Below are 16924 nucleotides of genomic sequence, written 5' to 3'. Positions count from 1 at the left end.
TCCACCTAGGATCCGCAGCATGACGGAGACGTTCGGCGAGTCGGAGTGGACGGTCAGCGACGCCCGCTACATGGTCCAGGAGCTGCGGCGGACCGCGGAAGGCGACCAGCAGTACGACGCGATCGAGCTGTTCCTCGCCCTCTGCGAGTACCTGGACGAGCTGCACGGCACCGACCGGGACCGCGGCCGGTACGGGTTCGGGGCGTTCTGCACCGGCGCGCAGTTCGACGAGCTGGCCGCCGCGGTCCAGGCCGTCCGCGGGCCGGACACCGCGTGGGACCCGGCGTCCGGCCGGATGGACCAGCCGGTGAACGCCGCGGTCACGCTGGCCGACGGACGGCAGCTGGGCGAGTGGATGGAGACCCGCCCGGCCTGGGAACGACAGGTCGGCCTCTGCCTGCGCGAGCTGTATGCCTATCTAGACCAGTTGTACGGCGGTCCCGGACTGTTCAACCAGCTGCTCACGCCGCACGAGCGGCAGCGGGTCGCGGCCCGGTAACAAGGCGTGGAACAGCACCGGGCGGCTGGCGCGATTGGTACCTCGCTGCCATTACGGTAGGCGGGTGAGTCTCTCGTCCTCCACGCGTACCTCTTCCCAAGGGTCCCGGGCTGCGGGCCGACCGGCGGGTGGCGGCTCGACCCGCCTCCCGAGCGGCCGGGAACGACGTCCCGCGCTGGCCGCGCTCGCGGTCATCCTGATCCTGCTCGGTGCCGCCGGGTCAGCGCTGATCGCGCTGAACAGCGGCAACCGGTCCGACTTCGTCGCGATCTCCGCGGACGCGCTGCCGCCCGGCCACAAGATCGAGGCCAAGGACTTCTCCCGCGGCGACCTCGCCGGTGCCACCGGCGGCCTGGTCCCGTGGTCGCAGGCGGGCAAGTACGTCGGCCGGTACACGACCAGCTGGCTGTACAAGGACCAGTTCGTCACGCCGGACAACTTCACCAAGGACGGCCAGCAGCCGATCCCGCAGAACGGCGCCCTGGTCGGTGTCAGCCTGGACGCAGGGCACGCCCCGTCCGACGGACTGAACGTCGGCGACATCGTGCAGGTCGTCCGGGTGCCCGGCGGCAACGACGGCGGCGGGAACTCGACGACGCTGGTCGGTGCCGCGACGGTGACGTCGACCGCGGGCGCGATCACCGACAGCAAGACGAGCGCGAACAGCTCGCTGAACGTGACCCTCCTGGTGCCGCAGTCCAAGGTGAACCTGGTCGCGGCCGCTGCCGCCGCGAAGACGCTGTCGGTGGCGAAGATGGCGCCGGGGACCAAGACCGACGTGGCGAGCGGCGGGTCGAACTGATGGCCCTGGTGGCGCTGGCGAGCGCGAAGGGCTCCCCGGGCGTGACCACGGCCAGCCTGGTCTTCGGTGCGCTCTGGCCGCGGCAGGTGCTGCTGGCCGAGTGCGACCCGGCGGGCAGCGACGTGGCGATCCGGATGACCGGCCCGGCCGGCGCTCCGCTGGACTCCGACCGCGGCCTGGTCAGCCTGGCCGCCGCGAGCCGGAAGGGCCTGGGCGACGAGGTCATCCTCGCGCACAGCCAGCAGCTGGACGGGGGTCTCGACGTACTGATCGGTGTGCGGTCGCCGGAGCAGGTCGGTGGGATGGGCGGGCTGTGGCATCCGCTCGGCATCTCGTTCAACCAGATGCACCAGAGCGACGTACTCGCGGACTGCGGCCGGATCGGCGCGTCGTCGCCGCAGCTCCCGGTGATCCAGTCCGCGCGGCTCGTGGTGATGGTGTGTACGGCGACCGGGTCGTCCGTGGCGCATCTGCGTGAGCGGCTGTCGACGCTGGTGCACCACGTGGACGCGCAGCTCGGCGTCGTCGTGGTCGCCGACCCGAAGCAGCGCGACGGCGTGAAGCAGGTCTGGTCCGTCCTGGACGCGATGTCGTTGCCGGTGCGGCACCGCTGGCACCTGGCCTACGACCCGGCCGGGGCGGCGTTCTTCGACGGCCGCGGCCACGGCCGGCTCGACAAGACCCAGCTGATCCGGTCCGCGAGCGTGATCACCGCGGAGATGGCGTCGCTGGTCGCGTCCCCACCGCCGCAGGACTTCGACATGGCGAACGCGGCGTTCCCGCCAGGTGACTATCGATGAGCGCAGACCAGGAGCTGGTTCGCCGGTTGCGGGTGCAGGTCGCCGAGCGGCTGAACGAGCAGCGCCGTCGCGACCAGGTGAACGGCGTACCTCCGATGAGCGCGGAGGACGAGCGGGAGTACGCCCGGTCGCTGATCGTGCAGGTGCTCGAGGACCACGCGCGGTACGAGCTGGCCGAGGGCCGGACGCCGCCGACGCCGGACGACGACGCGCAGATCGCCGGCGCGATCCACTCCGCGCTGTTCGGGGTCGGCCGGCTGCAGCCGCTGATCGACGACCCCGAGGTCGAGAACATCGACATCAACGGCTGCGACCAGGTCTTCGTGCAGTACGGCGACGGCCGCGAGGAGACGCCCGGCCCGGTGGCCGAGAGCGACGACGAGCTGATCGAGCTGATCCAGGTGCTGGCCTCGCACGCGGGGCTGACCAGCCGCCCGTTCGACTCCGCGAACCCGCAGCTGGATCTCCGGCTGCCGGACGGCTCCCGGCTCTCGGCCGTGATGGGCGTGACCTCGCGGCCCGCGGTGTCGATCCGCCGGGCCCGGCTCGGCCGGGTGTTCCTCAAGGACCTCGTTGCCAACGGCACCATGACCGACGACGTCGGCTCGTTCCTGCGGGCGGCGGTCGCGGCCCGCAAGAACATCATGATCGCGGGCGCGACGAACTCCGGGAAGACCACGCTGCTGCGGGCGCTGGCCAACGAGATCCAGCCGCACGAGCGGCTGATCACCGTCGAGCGGTCGCTGGAGCTCGGGCTCGGCGAGTTCAAGGACCTGCACCCGAACGTGGTCGCGTTCGAGGAACGGCTTCCGAACTCCGAAGGCGTCGGCGAGGTGACGATGGCCGACCTGGTCCGTCGATCGCTGCGGATGAACCCCAGCCGGGTGATCGTCGGTGAGGTGCTCGGCGACGAGATCGTCACGATGCTGAACGCGATGAGCCAGGGCAACGACGGCTCGCTGTCGACGATCCACTCGAACAGCTCGATGGAGGTGTTCAACCGGATCAGCACGTACGCCATCCAGGCGAGCGAGCGGCTGCCGATGGACGCCACCCAGATGCTGATCTCCGGCGCGCTGGACTTCGTGCTGTTCGTCCGGCGGCACAACGACTACCAGCGCGGCGGCGGCGTCAGCCGGTACGTCGAGAGCATCCGCGAGGTGACCGGCTGGGACGGGCGGGTGCTGTCCGGCGAGGTGTTCGCACCGGGACCCGACGGCCGCGCCGCGGCGCACGCGCCGATCGCGTGCATGGATGAGCTCGAGCACTTCGGGTACCAGCCGCTCGTGCACGGAACCTGGGCGTGATGCCGTGAGCAACGAGACCTTGCTGGCGCTGCTGTGCGGCGCGGTGGTCGGTGGCGCCGTCCTGCTGCTGATCGTCGCGATCCGCGGGACCGAGCCGAAGGACGCGACCCCCTCGCTGTTCCGGAACCGGAGCGCCGAGAACCGCAAGAACCTGATCCGGCTCGGCGCCGGTATCGCGGTCGGCCTGCTGGTGCTGGTGGTGACCCGCTGGCTGGTGCTCGCGGTCGCGCTCGGCCTGCTTGCGGGCATGGCGGACCGGTTCTTCGGCGGCAGCGGCGAGGAACGGCGCGCGATCGACCGGCTGGAGGCGCTGGCCACCTGGACCGAGGCGCTCCGGGACACGATCGCCGGCGCGGTCGGCCTGGAACAGGCGATCCCGGCGACCGCGGTGAACGCCGCGCCCGCGATCAAGCCGGGCCTGAACCTGCTGGTCGACCGGCTGCGGATCCGCGAACCGTTGCCGTCGGCCCTGATGCGGTTCGCCGACGACCTCGACGACCCGTCCGCGGACCTGATCGTCGCGGCCCTGGTGCTGAACGCCCGGCTCCGCGGACCCGGTCTGCGCGAGGTGCTGAGCGCGCTGGCGGACTCGGCCCGCGAGGAGCTCGACGTACGCCGGAAGGTCGCCGCGGAACGCCGGTCCACCCGGCGCAGTGTGCAGGTGGTGGTCGCGATCACGCTGATCATGGCGGCCGGCCTGGTGCTGTTCAACCCGACGTACATGGCGCCGTACACGAGCTTCATCGGGCAGGTCGTGCTGGCCGTGGTGATCGGCCTGTACGCGCTCGGCCTGCTCTGGCTGCGGCGGCTGGCGAAGATCGAGGTACCGGAGCGGTTCCTGATCGGCGTCGCCAAGGACCACGGGATCAACCGGCCGGGCGACGAGCGGATGGAGGTGGTGAACGGATGACGTGGGCCTTCATCACCGGCGCGATCGCCGGGCTCGGCGTGTACGTGCTGGTCCGGATGTTCATCAAGCCGCGGGCGAACGTGCTGTCCACGATCGCCCGGATCGACGCCGGGCGTGGCGGCTACTCCGGCGGTGCGACGGCGAGCGCGGCGGGGGAGCGCGTCCTGGGCGGCGTGGACCGGGCCCGGGAGTCGCTCGGGCGCCGGCTCGAACTGGAGGCGAACGCCCGCGGCTGGGCGTTCGGCAAGCTCCGCCGGGACCTCGCGGTGATGAACCAGCCGTTCGCCGCGATGCTCGCCACCAAGGTGTTCTTCGCGCTCGGCGCGATGATCTTCATCCCGATCGTGCTGTTCCTGTTCTCCGCGATCGGCCTCACCGCACCCGGCGCGACGCCGGCGATCGTCACGCTGGCGTTCATGGCGGTGGCGTTCTTCCTGCCCGACCTGGCGCTGCGCCAGGAGGCGGAGAAGCGGCGCCGGGACTTCCGGCACGTGGTCGGCAGCTTCCTGGACCTGGTCGCGATGAACCTGGCCGGTGGTCGCGGGTTGCCGGAGGCGCTGATGACCGCGTCCACGATCGGCGAGCACTGGGCGATGGCCCGGATCCGGCAGGCGCTCGCGAACGCGCGGCTGATCGGCATCACGCCGTGGGACGCGATGGCCCGGCTCGGCGAGGACCTCGGCGTCGAGGAACTCCGGGACCTGGCCTCGGCGCTCGCGCTGGCCGGCGACGAGGGCGCGAAGATCCGTTCCTCGCTGCTCGCCCGGGCGGCGTCGCTGCGCCGCAAGGAGCTCGCCGACGTCGAGGGCAAGGCCGGCGAACGCTCGCAGTCCATGCTGGTCGCGCAGCTGGTGATGATCGCGGCCTTCTTCCTGTTCCTGGCCTTCCCGGCCGGCGTGGCGATCCTGAGCAGTTGAAGTTGACATACTGGGGCCTGCTTCGGCCTCACACGAATCGGAAGGCATGCGGATGACCTCGGAGTTGATGTTCTGGCGGGCGATGGCCGGCTACGCGGTGGCGCGGGCGCAGGCACAGCGCGCCCGCCAACGCGAGGGCCAGTCCGAGCTGGGCGCCTCCGCACTGGAGTGGGCGATCATCTCGGCGATCCTGGTCGCGGCCGCGCTGGCGATCGGCGTGGTGGTGAAGCGCGTGATCAGCAAGCGCACGTCCGAGATCGACCAGGGCTGACGGCTACACCGATGCGGCTGGGGCGCGGCAGGCGGCGGAGACGGTCCGAGCGGGGGGTCAGCACACTCGAGCTGGCCATCCTCGCCCCGGCCATCCTGGCGCTGATCTTCGTCTCGATCCAGACCGCCCTCTGGCTGTACGGACGGTCCGTCGCGCTGAACGCGGCACAGGAAGGCGTGTCCCGGCTCCGGCTGGTGCAGCCGACCCTCTACACCGACGCGGTGGGGGAGAAGGTGCGGTCGGACATCCAGTCGTACGCCCAGCAGCTCGGCGGGACCACGCTGCAGAACACCGCCGTACCGTTCCCGTCGTACAACAGCCCGGAAGGCATGGTCTCGTTCACCGTCACCGGTGACACCGTCTCGCTGGTGCCCGGCCTGAAGCTGAAGGTGAGCCGGACCGCCACCGGCCCGATCGAGCAGTTCCAAGCCGACAAGTGAGGATCCGGACGATGCTTCTTCGGCGGCGCCGGGAGCGCGGCACGATGGCGCTGGAGATGGTGATCCTGGCGCCCGTGCTGCTGGCGCTGTTCATGTTCCTGCTCGCCTGCGGCCGGTACTTCCAGACGTCGTCGTTACTGGAGAGCGCTGCCCGCGACGGCGCCCGCGGGGCCAGTCAGTCGCGGTCGGTGCAGGAGGCGCAGGGGCGTGTCGACGAGGCCGTGAACTCGACGATGAGCCAGGCCGTGAAGTCCTGCAAGGAGTCCGCGAGCGGCTCGATCACCACCGGGTTCGTTGCCGGGTCGCCGTTGTCCGTCGAGGTCACGTGCACGATCAACTACCGCGACCTGGGCCTGCTCGGCCTGGGCGGCGACACCAAGATCACCAAGCGCTTCACGTCGTCGCTCGACCCGTACCGGGGGGTGCGCGGTGCCGGCTCCTGACCAGTCGCGCTCCCGGTTCGTGGAGTTCCTGCGGATCGACGCGCCGCGCCCGCACCGGCGGCTGCACCGCGGCGCGCTGAGCCCCGCGGTGGCGATCCTCGCGGTGATGATCTTCACGCTGGCCGGCCTGGTGATCGACGGCGGCCGGCAGCTCGGCGCCCGGTCCCGCGCGGTCGGGTACGCGCAGGAGGCCGCCCGGGTCGGCGCGGCCGCGATCCAGCTGAACTCGGCCGAGGCGAAGATCGACACCACGAAGGCGGCCACCGCGATCGCCGGGTTCTGCGGCCAGGTGCAGAGCAACGACCCGACCGTGACGTCGTGCGGCCCGACCACACTGACCGACAAAGAGGTCGACATCCAGGTCGACATCCTGAACAAGACCACCTTCCTCGGGCTGATCGGCAAGCAGTCGCTGAAGGCCTCCGGTGTCGGCCAGGCGCACGCCGAGCAGGGCGTCGACAAGGCCGACGACAGCCCGACGATCCCGCCGATCGTGGTGAACTCGACCCCCGACGGCCCGGGCAACATCCCGATCACCACCGCGGTCCCACCGACCATCGACCTACCGTGCCCGACCTGGACCGTCGGCTCGCCGACGCCGGTCTGGACCCTGACGCCGTTCCCGTTCCCGCGCACCTGCAAGCCGAACGTGACGCCCACGCCGACGCCGGGCCCGTCCGACACGCCGAGCACGACGCCGACCACGACCAAATCGGTGCCGGGCGGCGGCGGCCGTCCCAAGAAAACCCCGCCGCCGACTGGGCGCTAGATACCGGAGGATCATTCTTCGTGCGTACGTTTGCCATCCCGGCCGCGGTGCTCTGCGGCGTCCTGCTGCTGAGTGCCTGCGGCAAGGACTCGAACGACGGCGGCCTCCCGGTCCCGGCCGGCGGCGACTCCGGTCCGACGACCTCGAGTACGCCGTCCGCGCAACCGAGCCAGACCAGCGATACGCCGACCGCGCCCGCGACCAGCGCGCAGCCGACCGCACCGGCCGCCAAGCAGGTGATCGTCCAGGCCGGGAACTTCGCGTCGAATCCCGCCGTCGTAGGCCTCGTGAGCAGTTACCCGCTGTACTTCAAGGCGCTCGTCGACCGCGACGACACGATCCTGAAGCAGCGCTTCCCGTCGTTCTTCTACGCCGACGTCGCGCAGGGCATCGCCGACGCCAAGCGCAACGGCTGGGTGATGAAGCCGCCGGGCAGCGTCGTGGTCGTCGGCGTCCGCAGTACGCCGCAGGGCACCGTGGCGGTGCAGACGTGCCGCTCGCAGAAGACGCAGTACTGGGACCCGAAGGCACGGAACTGGACCGTCGCGGCACCGCACGGATCGCCCGAGGTGATCGAGATGGTGAAGACCGGGATGGGCTGGTTGCCGTACCGCCTGGTCACGAGCAAGGGCGTGAACTGCGCCGACGTCCGTTATCCGGCATAGACCAGAATGTCGGATTTCAGGTTGCGAAGAGGTGACGGGGCACCGGGCAACGGGCATGATGCCCCTGGTCGAAGATAATCTGCCGGAAGACGAGTCTGGGGAGTGAGGATGCACAACCGGGTAAGCCGCGCGCTGCTCGCCTTGAGCGCCGTTCTCGCACTACTGGTGGCAGTCCCCGCCACGACAGCCTCCGCCGAAACCATCGTCACCGGCAACTCGGTCTGCAGCATGTACGTGAACTCGGTCGGCTTCGGCTCCTACTGCAGCTCGGGACAGCCGTACCTCGGCGACGGTACGCCGCCGCCGACCTGGAAGGACCGGCTTGCGGGCCGGCCGTTCGTGCCGTGCCGGAACTTCGACATCCCGGACGGTGTGCACCTGCCGAAGGCCCCGGAGGGCAAGAAGTGGGTGCTCCGGGTGACGATCACGGACTACAACCTGAACACGTACAACGGCGGCGACAACGCGCACCTGGAGCGCGCGTACATGCCGGTCGACGCGGCCGAGGAAGCCCAGTGCCCGTTCCCGGACTACATGAAGCAGTTCTGGTACGAGTTCCAGAGCAACTACCCGGAGCCGGCGCTGCAGATCATGCCGACGTACACGCCCCGGGTGAACGTGCCGGCGTACTTCACGCTGACCCCGGAGAGCTCCGAGGTCTACGAGATCGACGGTACGACGAGTAGCTACTTCAGCCCGGGGCACAACCTGACCATGCGCGGCATGGTGATCCAGCTGACGATCGATCCGGGTGACGGCACCGGGACGTTCAAGTGCATGGCCGGGACGACGCCACTGGCCGACCCGACCGGGTACGACCAGACGAAGGACCCGTTCCACCAGATCAACCCGTGCTTCCACAAGTACACGAAGTCCAGCGCGAGTCAGCCGGGCGGGATGTACACGGTGAAGCTGACGATCACCTGGGAAGTGTCGTACTGGATCGGCAAGGACGTCGGTGGCTGGAAGCCGATCGGTCAGGCGAACGTGGATGCGGTGCAGCGGTTGCCGGTGCAGGAAGTCGAGGCCATTGGTGGCTGACGTGGTGGCTGACGTGGTGGCTGACGGTGGGGGTATGGAGGAGCGATGGTAAGGACGAATGATCCGGTGCGCGCGGCGCGGTTGCCGCAGCGGCGGTCGACGAGTCCGGGCGCGGACCGGCTGAAGGGCTTCCTCGCGCTGCTCGCGATCCTCGCGATCGTCGGCGGGGTGCCGTACGTGCTGCTGCGGTTCTTCGGTACGCCGTGGCCGGACAGCATGCCCTCGAAGAGCATGCTGTTCAGCGAGCTGAGCATCCGGACCGTGCTGGGCATCATCGCGTTCTTCATCTGGATCGCCTGGCTGCACTTCGTGGTCTGCCTGATCGCCGAGGCGGTCGCGGAGATCCGCGGCCACGGCCTGTCGCCACGGGTCCCGCTCGGCGGCGGCTCGCAGGCGCTGGCGCGGCGGCTGATCGGCACCGTCGTACTGATCGCGGCCGGCGCGGGCGTCAGTCTGCCGGTGGCGAGTGCGGTCACGACGAGCGGCCCGGTCGCCCCGACGGCGGTCACTTCGCGGCACAGTGCGCAGGAGTCGACGGCGTCGCAGTTCCGGCAGACCGAGGCGTCCAGCAAGATCCTCAGCGGCAGCAACCAGCAGGCGAAGAAGACCACGACCGGCGTACGGACGAACCACGACCACCAGGGTCAGGTCATCAAGTACACCGAGGTGCGTCCGCCGCACGGCCGGAACTACGACTGCCTGTGGGACATCGCGGAGCGGCACCTCGGCGACGGCCGCCGCTACAAGGAGATCTACGACCTCAACAAGAACAAGCTGCAGCCCGACGGCCGGCGGCTGACGAACCCGGACCTGATCATGCCGGGCTGGCAGGTGCGGCTGCCCGCGGACGCGAAAGGCCCGGGCGTGCACACGGTCCGGGTGAGCATCGGCGACCATACGACGACCAACGAGTCCCGGCCGACCACGACCGAGACCCGGACGAAGACCACCGAGACGAAGACGACGGCAAAGCCGAAGCCCGCGGTCGAGCACCGGACCGAGGCCGGTACGAACCGTCCGGGCCGCTACGCCGAGCAGGGCATGGAGAAGGGGTCGTCGCTGGGGATCGTCAGCTCGACGACCGACCCGGGCGCGAAGAACGTGAAGCCGGGCGGCCCGAACGTGACGGCCGAGCCGCACATCCCGGGGACCGGCAGCAACACCCAGGGCGAACCGGCCGGTGGCGGTACGCAGGTTCCGGTCGCGACACCGGTCGCGGCGCACAGCAGCGGTATCAGCCTGCAGGAAGCCGGCATCTTCGGCTTCGGCGCGACGCTGCTCGCGGCCGGCCTGGCGCTCGCGCTGAAGCGCCGCCGCGGCTGGGCGCAGGGCCCGGGCCCGAAGGCGGCCGGTCAGCGGCAGACCGAGATCGACCTGCGGCTGGCGGCCGACGTACCGACCGCGCAGTTCGTGGACAACTCGCTGCGCAAGCTCGGCGCGGACATGACCCAGCTCGGGCGCCCGATGCCGAACGTGGTCGCCGCGCTGGTCACCGACCGGGCGCTGACCCTGGTCCTGGACCCGTACGAGGCGCAGCCCGCCCCGCCCGGCCCGTGGCAGGCGATCGCCGAGGGCACCCGCTGGACGTTGCGCCGCGGGTACGGCCCGAGCGGCGAGGTGAACGCGCCGGCGCCGTACCCGACGCTGGTCACGGTCGGCCAGAACGCCGACGGCGCGACGGTCCTGATCGACCTCGACACCGCGAACGGGATCGTCGCGTTCGGCGGTGTCACGAACGCCTCCCGCGACGTGGTCGGTTCGCTGGCCGTCGAGCTGGCCACCAATCTGTGGTCGGAGGGCGCGCACATCAGCATGGTCGGGTTCGGTGACGACCTGTCGTCGCTGTCGCCGAGCCGGCTGAGCTACTGGGTGCGGTTGGACGACGCGATGGGCGAGGTGGTCCGGCGGACCGACGCGCAGGTCCAGGCCTGCCAGCGGCGCGACGCCGGCTCGGTCGCCGAGGCCCGGATGTCGCACCCGGACGCGGCGCTGTGGGGCGCGGAGATCATCTTCGTGTCGGCGCCGCCGTCGCCGGAGGAGCAGGAGCAGCTGAACCGGCTCGCCGCGGACACCAAGCGGAGCATCTCGGTGGTCGTCGTCGGCGACGTACTGAACGCGCCGTGGCGGTTCGTCGTGGACGAGAAGAACCAGGCGGTCTGCCGGTTGCTGGGCCTCGAGGTCGAGGCGCACAGCATCAACCCGGAGCAGTTCGCGGACCTCGTCCAGCTGTTCGACGCGGCCGAGGCGGATGCGCGGGACAAGCGCCGCTCGGAGCAGGACATGCCGGCGTACGAGTTCACCGCCACCGACCTGAGCCAGCCGGCTCCGGTCGAGGTCGACCTGCTCGGCCCGGTCGAGGTGGATGCCCGCGGTGTCATCGACGAGGGCCGGGTGGCGCTCGCGACCGAGATCGTCGCGTTCCTGGCCAGCCAGGACTACGGCGTACACCCGAACGTGCTGGCCGGGGCGATCTGGCCGCGCGGCATCAGCCAGGAGCTGCGCGACTCGGCGCTCGAGCACACCCGCCGCTGGGTCGGCGTGGACGCGATGTACGCCGACGAGTCCGGCCGCTGGATGCTGAACCGCAGTGTGGTCCGGGTCGACTGGGACGTGTTCCGGACGCTCGCCAAGCAGGCGTCGATGGTCGACGACCCGCGCGGCGCGCTTTCGACGGCGCTCAGCCTGGTGCACGGCCCCGCCTGGTCGAACCTGCCCGGCGGCCGCTACTCCTGGCTCGCCGCGTCCGGCATCGAGCGCCGGATGGTCGAGGCCGTCGTCGACGCCGCCCTGCGGCTCGCCGAGGCGTCCCTCAGCCACAACGACGGCAACCTGGCCCGCACCGCCCTGCAGACCGGCCTGAGCTTCTCCCCGGCCTCCGAGGAACTGTGGCGAGCCACCCTCCGGCTGGCGTCCCACTTCGGCACCACCGCCGACGTCACCAACGTCGCCGGCCAGATGTACGCCGCCCTCACCAAACACGGCGCCCCCCGCGGCCCCGAAGCCGAAACCGACGCCCTCGTCGACGAACTCCTCCCGGGCTACCACCGCCCCGCCCAGGTCGCCTAGCCCCTACCCGCACAACCCTCCAGTTCAGGGGATGTCCCCTGAACTGGAGGGTTGCCCATTCAAAATCCGAGGGGGCAACCCTGTAGCTCAGGGGGCAACGCCCCTACAGCGAACGGGCCGACCAGGTGTCGCAGGCGTTCATGTCGCCGGAGGTCAGGCCGGTTTTGAACCACTTCATGCGCTGGGCCGCGGTGCCGTGGCTGAAGGACTCGGGGGTGACCTGGCCCTGGGTCTTCTGCTGGATGCGGTCGTCGCCGACCGAGGCGGCGGCGTCCAGGCCGCGTTCGATGTCGTCCTGGGTGAGGCCGGTGATCAGCGGCTTCCCGTTCGCGCCGGGGACCGTGGTGGCGTGGTTGGTCCACACGCCGGCCAGGCAGTCGGCCTGGAGCTCGGAGCGGACCGAGTCCGAGGTGGGGCCGTTCCGGGTCTTGATCCGGTCCAGGATGCCGTACAGGTTCTGGATGTGGTGGCCGTACTCGTGGGCGATGACGTACGCCTCGGCGAACTCGCCGCCCTTCGCGCCGAGGTCGGTCTTCAGGGTCTGGAAGAACCCGAGGTCGAGGTAGACGCGGTGGTCGGGCGGGCAGTAAAACGGGCCGACGGCGCTGGTCGCCGGGCCGCAGCCGGTGTTCACCGAGCCGTCGAAGACGCGCATCGCGGCCGGCGAGTACTTCTTGCCGCGCCGGGGGAGCTCGCTCGCCCAGAAGTTCTGGATCGAGTTCTGGTAGAAGACGAACCGGCAGTCTGAGTTCGACTGTAGGTCGGTGCCCTTCTTGCAGGAGCCGAGATTGCCTGCCGCCGTGTTCTGCGTGACCGGCTGGTCGCTGCCACCTCCGCCTGGCAGACCGCCGTTCAGCAGCAGGATCACGACGAGCAGGATGAGGCCGCCGATGCCGCCGCCGACCGGGATCACCCCGCCGGGCAGGCCGCCGCGACCACCCCCGCCGCCACTACCGCGGGTGTCCTCGACACCGCTGGTGTCGAGATCCGCATCCGGATTGAATTTCACGCCACATACACTAGGGCCTGTCGCCCGATCCCACGCCTACTGCGCGGCACTCGGCGGGCGCCTCGCCGCACCGGCGCGAAGGGCACGATGAAACCACATCGAACCCTCCACGCCGGCGAGCCGAGGCGCTCCGCCGAGCACCTGCTCGCTACGGCGTGGGATCGGGCGACAGACCCACAGCAGCTCACCCCTGCCCGACCCAGCGTAAGGACCTCTGCGTACCCCGATGATCACTGTTTCCAATCTCGAGGTCCGCGTCGGTGCCCGGCAGCTGCTGGCGCCCGCGTCGTTCCGGGTCGGCCCGGGGGACAAGGTCGGGCTGGTCGGCCGTAACGGGGCCGGCAAGACCACGTTGACCAAGATCCTGGCCGGCGAAGGGCTGCCGGCCGCCGGGTCGGTGACCTCGTCGGGCGAGATCGGCTACCTGCCGCAGGACCCGCGCACCGGCGACCTCGACGTACTGGCGCGGGACCGGATCCTGTCCGCCCGCGGGCTGGACGAGGTCGTGCGGCGGATGCGCGGCGCCGAGAAGCAGATGGCGAGCGCGGACGAGAAGACCCGCGCCAAGGGGATGCGGCGGTACGAGCGCGCCGAGGCCGACCTGCACGCGGCCGGCGGGTACGCGGCCGAGTCCGAGGCGGCCCGGATCGCGGCGAACCTCGGCCTGCCGGACCGTGTCCTCGGCCAGCCGCTGTCGACGCTGTCCGGCGGTCAGCGGCGCCGGGTCGAGCTGGCCCGGATCCTGTTCGCGCAGGCCGAGACGCTGCTGCTGGACGAGCCGACCAACCACCTGGACGCGGACTCGATCATCTGGCTGCGGGACTTCCTGAAGTCGTACGCCGGCGGCGTGATCATGATCAGCCACGACGTGAACCTGCTCGAGGAGACCGTCACCCGGGTCTTCCACCTGGACGCGAACCGCGCCGAGATCGACGTCTACAACGTCGGCTGGAAGGCGTACTTGAACCAGCGCGAGACCGACGAGCGGCGCCGCAAGCGCGAGCGCGCGAACGCCGAGAAGAAGGCCACCCAGCTGGTCGACCAGGCGAACAAGATGCGCGCCAAGGCGACCAAGGCGGCGGCCGCCCAGCAGATGCTGCGCCGCGCCGAGCGGCTGATGTCCTCGCTGGAGGAGGAGCGTCAGGCCGACCGGGTCGCGAAGATCGCGTTCCCGACGCCGGCGCCGTGCGGCAAGACGCCGCTGATGGCGCGCGAGCTGTCGAAGTCGTACGGCTCGCTGGAGATCTTCACCGACGTCGACCTGGCGATCGACAAGGGCTCGCGGGTCGTCGTGCTCGGGCTGAACGGTGCCGGCAAGACCACGCTGCTGCGGATCCTCGGCGGGATCGAGAAGGCCGACACCGGCGAGATCATCGACGGCCACGGCCTCAAGCTGGGGTACTACGCCCAGGAGCACGAGACGCTCGACGTGAACCGGACCGTGCTGGAGAACATGAAGTCCGCCGCCCCGGACCTGAACGAGACGCAGGCGCGCAGCGTGCTCGGCTCGTTCCTGTTCACCGGCGACGACGCCGACAAGCCCGCGCGTGTGCTGTCCGGCGGCGAGAAGACCCGGCTGGCGCTCGCGACCCTGGTTGTCTCGGCCGCGAACGTGCTGCTCCTCGACGAGCCGACCAACAACCTGGACCCGGCCTCCCGCGCCGAGGTGCTGAACGCGATCCGCTCGTACGCCGGCGCGATCGTCCTGGTCACCCACGACGAGGGCGCCGTCGAGGCCCTGGAACCCGAACGCGTCGTCCTGCTCCCCGACGGCGTCGAGGACCTGTGGACGAACGAGTACGCCGACCTGGTCTCGCTTGCCTGACGGAGGGTGTCCGGGAGATCTGCGCCTACTGCGCGGCACTCGGCGGGCACCTGCTCGCTACGGCGCAGATCTCCCGGACACCCTCTACTTCCGAGTAATATCCGGCGGTATGACTGGTCTGCGACTGAGTGTTGACGGGCCCGTGGCCCGGGTGGTGCTGGATCGGCCCGAGGTGCGGAACGCCCAGACGCCCCGGATGTGGAGCGAGCTGGCGGACTTCGGTACGTCGCTGCCGGACGACGTCCGCGTGGTGATCGTGGCGGGGGAGGGGCCGTCGTTCTCGGCGGGACTCGACCGGCGGCTGATCATGGGCGAGAACGACCTCGGCGAGGAGCCGCTGCTCAACCTCGGGGCGAAGCCGACCGACCAGGTGCTGGAGCTGATCGCGCACTTCCAGTCCGGGTTCTCCTGGCTGCGGCGGCCGGAGATCGTCAGCATCGCGGCCGTCCAGGGGCACGCGGTCGGCGCCGGGTTCCAGCTCGCGCTCGCCTGCGACCTGCGGGTGGTGACGCCGGACGCCCGGTTCAGTATGCGTGAGCCGTCGCTCGGCCTGGTCCCGGACCTCGGCGGTACGAAGCCGCTCGTCGAGCTGGTCGGGTACTCCCGGGCGCTGGAGATCTGCGCGACCACCCGCTGGGTCGAGGCCGCGGAGGCGAAGGAGCTCGGCCTCGCGAACATCGTCGTACCGGCCGAGGAGCTGGAGGCGACGGTCAAGGACCTGTCGGACGCGGTGCTCGGCCCGCTGCCGGGGGCGATCCGCGAGACCAAGGCGTTGCTCCTCGGCGCCGCGGACCGCTCGTACGACGACCAGCTCCGGGCCGAGCGGGAGGCTCAGGAGCGCCGGCTGAAGGAGCTCATCGCCGCGTTCGGCCAAGGGAACTAGTGCCAGTTGCTCACGAGGACGTCGTTCGGGGCCGGTTCGCCCTTGCCGGTCTCGACGTACTGCTTGAGGCTCATCAGGAACGTCGCCCACTTGGTGCTGCAGTGGTGCATGAACTCGACCGGCTCCCGCCAGCCCTCGTGCTTGAACAGCACGATCGTGAAGTCGTCGGCCCGGGACAGCGCGAAGCTGACGTGGGTGCCGATCCATTCGTCGGGGCCGCCAACGACCTCCCAGCGGATCAGCTCCGGGCTCGTCTCCAGGACCAACATGTCGAACCCGTCGCCGCCGGCGCTCGCGAACCGGAACTCGATCACGCCGTCGACGTCGCCGGTGGTGTCCACGGTCCACCACCCGGCCAGCCCGTCGATCGTGGTCAGGGCGTCATACACATCCTTGCTGGGGGCAACAATGCCTACGCGGTGCAGGATATCGCTCATCGGAACTACCTTTCCTTCCTTTCGATCGCCTCGGCGATCGTCTTGATGCGCTGCAGCCGCCGGTCCCAGGCCTGGGTCACGTCGGACAGCTGGTTGACGGCGTGGGCGAGGCGGGCCTCGTCCACGGTGTAGCGGCGTTCCCGGCCGTACGGCGCGGAGTGCACCAGGCCGGCCCGGTCCAGGACGCCGAGGTGTTTCGCCACCGCCTGCCGGGTGACGGGCAGCCGTTCGCTGAGCCCGGTCGCCGTACCGCCGCCGTCCGCGAGCAGCAGGTCGAGCATCCGCCGCCGGGTCGGGTCGCCGATCGCCGACCAGAGCTCGTCGTCGATCACGGCCTCGCGACCAGCCGGGCGACGTACGGCGCGATCCGGGGCAGGAAGTAGTCCCAGCCGCTGGTGTGGTCGGCGAACAGCTCGTCGGACTTGGCCGCCTCGTCGAACCCGGTCTCGGCGAACCGGAGCAGCGTGCCGCCGGCCTCCGGGACCAGGTCGAAGGTGACCAGCACCGAGTTCTGCGGTGTCGCGGTGTCGCCGTCGTAGTCCCAGCGGAACACGAACCGGCGCGGCGGCTCGGCCTCCAGTACGGTGAGCCCGACGGTCATGGTCCCGTCGGCCTGCCGGAACCCGATCGTGCCGCTGCCCCCGGGTACTGCCTTGAAGTCGGCCTCGTCCGGCCACCACTCGAGCAGGTGATCCGGCGAGCTGATCACCTCGTAGACCACCTCCGGCGCGGCTTCGATCCGAATCTCGCGCTCGATGCTCCTGCTCATGCCCCTGATCCTTTCGCAACCTTTGGTTGCTCATGACTGTAGACCACCTGCCGGCAAATGCGCAACCAATG

General features: G+C 70.4%; 19 protein-coding genes. 15 read left to right on the top strand and 4 right to left on the bottom strand.

Features of this window, described 5'->3' with window-relative positions; all coding sequences use genetic code 11:
* The first annotated feature begins 19 nt into the window (after window positions 1–19).
* The 13 genes from ACXJJ3_RS03915 (at window position 20) to ACXJJ3_RS03855 (ending at window position 11930) form a co-directional block, all read left to right on the top strand.
* Window positions 20–499 carry a hypothetical protein gene (locus ACXJJ3_RS03915; RefSeq protein ID WP_458168538.1) on the top strand — a complete coding sequence of 160 codons (480 nt, stop codon included), beginning with the start codon at window positions 20–22 and terminating at the stop codon, window positions 497–499.
* A 64-nt stretch (window positions 500–563) separates the two neighbouring features.
* Window positions 564–1301 carry a hypothetical protein gene (locus ACXJJ3_RS03910; RefSeq protein ID WP_458168537.1) on the top strand — a complete coding sequence of 246 codons (738 nt, stop codon included), beginning with the start codon at window positions 564–566 and terminating at the stop codon, window positions 1299–1301.
* On the top strand, window positions 1301–2101 hold the full coding sequence (locus ACXJJ3_RS03905; RefSeq protein ID WP_458168536.1) for a hypothetical protein: 801 nt from the start codon (window positions 1301–1303) through the stop codon (window positions 2099–2101). The genes ACXJJ3_RS03910 and ACXJJ3_RS03905 overlap by 1 nt, the downstream gene beginning before the upstream one ends.
* Window positions 2098–3408, top strand: a complete 1311-nt coding sequence (locus tag ACXJJ3_RS03900; protein ID WP_458168535.1) for a CpaF family protein — start codon at window positions 2098–2100, stop codon at window positions 3406–3408. Before ACXJJ3_RS03905 ends, ACXJJ3_RS03900 begins: the two co-directional genes overlap by 4 nt.
* A 4-nt stretch (window positions 3409–3412) precedes the next feature.
* On the top strand, window positions 3413–4318 hold the full coding sequence (locus tag ACXJJ3_RS03895) for a type II secretion system F family protein (RefSeq protein ID WP_458168534.1): 906 nt from the start codon (window positions 3413–3415) through the stop codon (window positions 4316–4318).
* The gene (locus tag ACXJJ3_RS03890; protein ID WP_458168533.1) at window positions 4315–5235 is read left to right on the top strand and encodes a type II secretion system F family protein; all 921 of its coding nucleotides are present in this window, start codon (window positions 4315–4317) and stop codon (window positions 5233–5235) included. The genes ACXJJ3_RS03895 and ACXJJ3_RS03890 overlap by 4 nt, the downstream gene beginning before the upstream one ends.
* A gap of 52 nt (window positions 5236–5287) precedes the next feature.
* Entirely contained in the window at window positions 5288–5506 is a 219-nt protein-coding gene (locus ACXJJ3_RS03885) for a hypothetical protein (protein WP_458168532.1), read from the top strand.
* 11 nt (window positions 5507–5517) lie between these two features.
* Window positions 5518–5946: a TadE family protein gene (locus tag ACXJJ3_RS03880; RefSeq protein ID WP_458168531.1), complete on the top strand. Its 429-nt coding sequence runs from the start codon at window positions 5518–5520 to the stop codon at window positions 5944–5946.
* Window positions 5947–5957: 11 nt separating this feature from the next.
* Complete coding sequence (locus ACXJJ3_RS03875) at window positions 5958–6389, top strand: TadE/TadG family type IV pilus assembly protein (RefSeq protein WP_458168530.1); 432 nt, start codon at window positions 5958–5960, stop codon at window positions 6387–6389.
* Entirely contained in the window at window positions 6376–7158 is a 783-nt protein-coding gene (locus tag ACXJJ3_RS03870) for a TadE/TadG family type IV pilus assembly protein (protein WP_458168528.1), read from the top strand. The genes ACXJJ3_RS03875 and ACXJJ3_RS03870 overlap by 14 nt, the downstream gene beginning before the upstream one ends.
* Window positions 7159–7178: 20 nt before the next feature.
* Window positions 7179–7823 (top strand): hypothetical protein, encoded by a 645-nt coding sequence (locus tag ACXJJ3_RS03865; RefSeq protein WP_458168527.1) that lies wholly within the window; start codon window positions 7179–7181, stop codon window positions 7821–7823.
* A gap of 108 nt (window positions 7824–7931) precedes the next feature.
* Window positions 7932–8864, top strand: a complete 933-nt coding sequence (locus ACXJJ3_RS03860) for a hypothetical protein (RefSeq protein ID WP_458168526.1) — start codon at window positions 7932–7934, stop codon at window positions 8862–8864.
* Between the two features lie 45 nt (window positions 8865–8909).
* Window positions 8910–11930 (top strand): hypothetical protein, encoded by a 3021-nt coding sequence (locus tag ACXJJ3_RS03855; RefSeq protein ID WP_458168525.1) that lies wholly within the window; start codon window positions 8910–8912, stop codon window positions 11928–11930.
* 103 nt (window positions 11931–12033) lie between these two features.
* Here ACXJJ3_RS03855 and ypfJ read toward each other — a convergent pair whose 3' ends face one another.
* Entirely contained in the window at window positions 12034–12939 is a 906-nt protein-coding gene (gene ypfJ, locus ACXJJ3_RS03850) for a KPN_02809 family neutral zinc metallopeptidase (protein WP_458168524.1), read from the bottom strand.
* 226 nt (window positions 12940–13165) lie between these two features.
* On the opposite strand from ypfJ, the gene ACXJJ3_RS03845 reads away from it, so the two are divergent.
* On the top strand, window positions 13166–14764 hold the full coding sequence (locus ACXJJ3_RS03845; RefSeq protein ID WP_458168523.1) for an ABC-F family ATP-binding cassette domain-containing protein: 1599 nt from the start codon (window positions 13166–13168) through the stop codon (window positions 14762–14764).
* 109 nt (window positions 14765–14873) lie between these two features.
* Window positions 14874–15647, top strand: coding sequence for an enoyl-CoA hydratase/isomerase family protein (locus ACXJJ3_RS03840; protein ID WP_458168521.1), 774 nt, complete (start codon window positions 14874–14876; stop codon window positions 15645–15647).
* On the opposite strand, the gene ACXJJ3_RS03835 is transcribed toward ACXJJ3_RS03840, so the two are convergent.
* Genes ACXJJ3_RS03835 through ACXJJ3_RS03825 form a run of 3 tightly spaced genes read right to left on the bottom strand, consistent with a single transcriptional unit; the run spans window position 15644 to window position 16853 of the window.
* The gene (locus ACXJJ3_RS03835) at window positions 15644–16084 is read right to left on the bottom strand and encodes an SRPBCC family protein (protein ID WP_458168519.1); all 441 of its coding nucleotides are present in this window, start codon (window positions 16082–16084) and stop codon (window positions 15644–15646) included. The genes ACXJJ3_RS03840 and ACXJJ3_RS03835 overlap by 4 nt on opposite strands.
* A 5-nt stretch (window positions 16085–16089) precedes the next feature.
* Window positions 16090–16416, bottom strand: a complete 327-nt coding sequence (locus ACXJJ3_RS03830; protein ID WP_458168518.1) for an ArsR/SmtB family transcription factor — start codon at window positions 16414–16416, stop codon at window positions 16090–16092.
* Entirely contained in the window at window positions 16413–16853 is a 441-nt protein-coding gene (locus ACXJJ3_RS03825; RefSeq protein ID WP_458168517.1) for an SRPBCC domain-containing protein, read from the bottom strand. Before ACXJJ3_RS03825 ends, ACXJJ3_RS03830 begins: the two co-directional genes overlap by 4 nt.
* Window positions 16854–16924 lie beyond the last annotated feature (71 nt).

The organism is Kribbella sp. WER1 (assembly GCF_054189145.1).
Note: the sequence above shows the minus strand (reverse complement) of the source record. Positions and strands in the feature narration are given on the sequence as shown.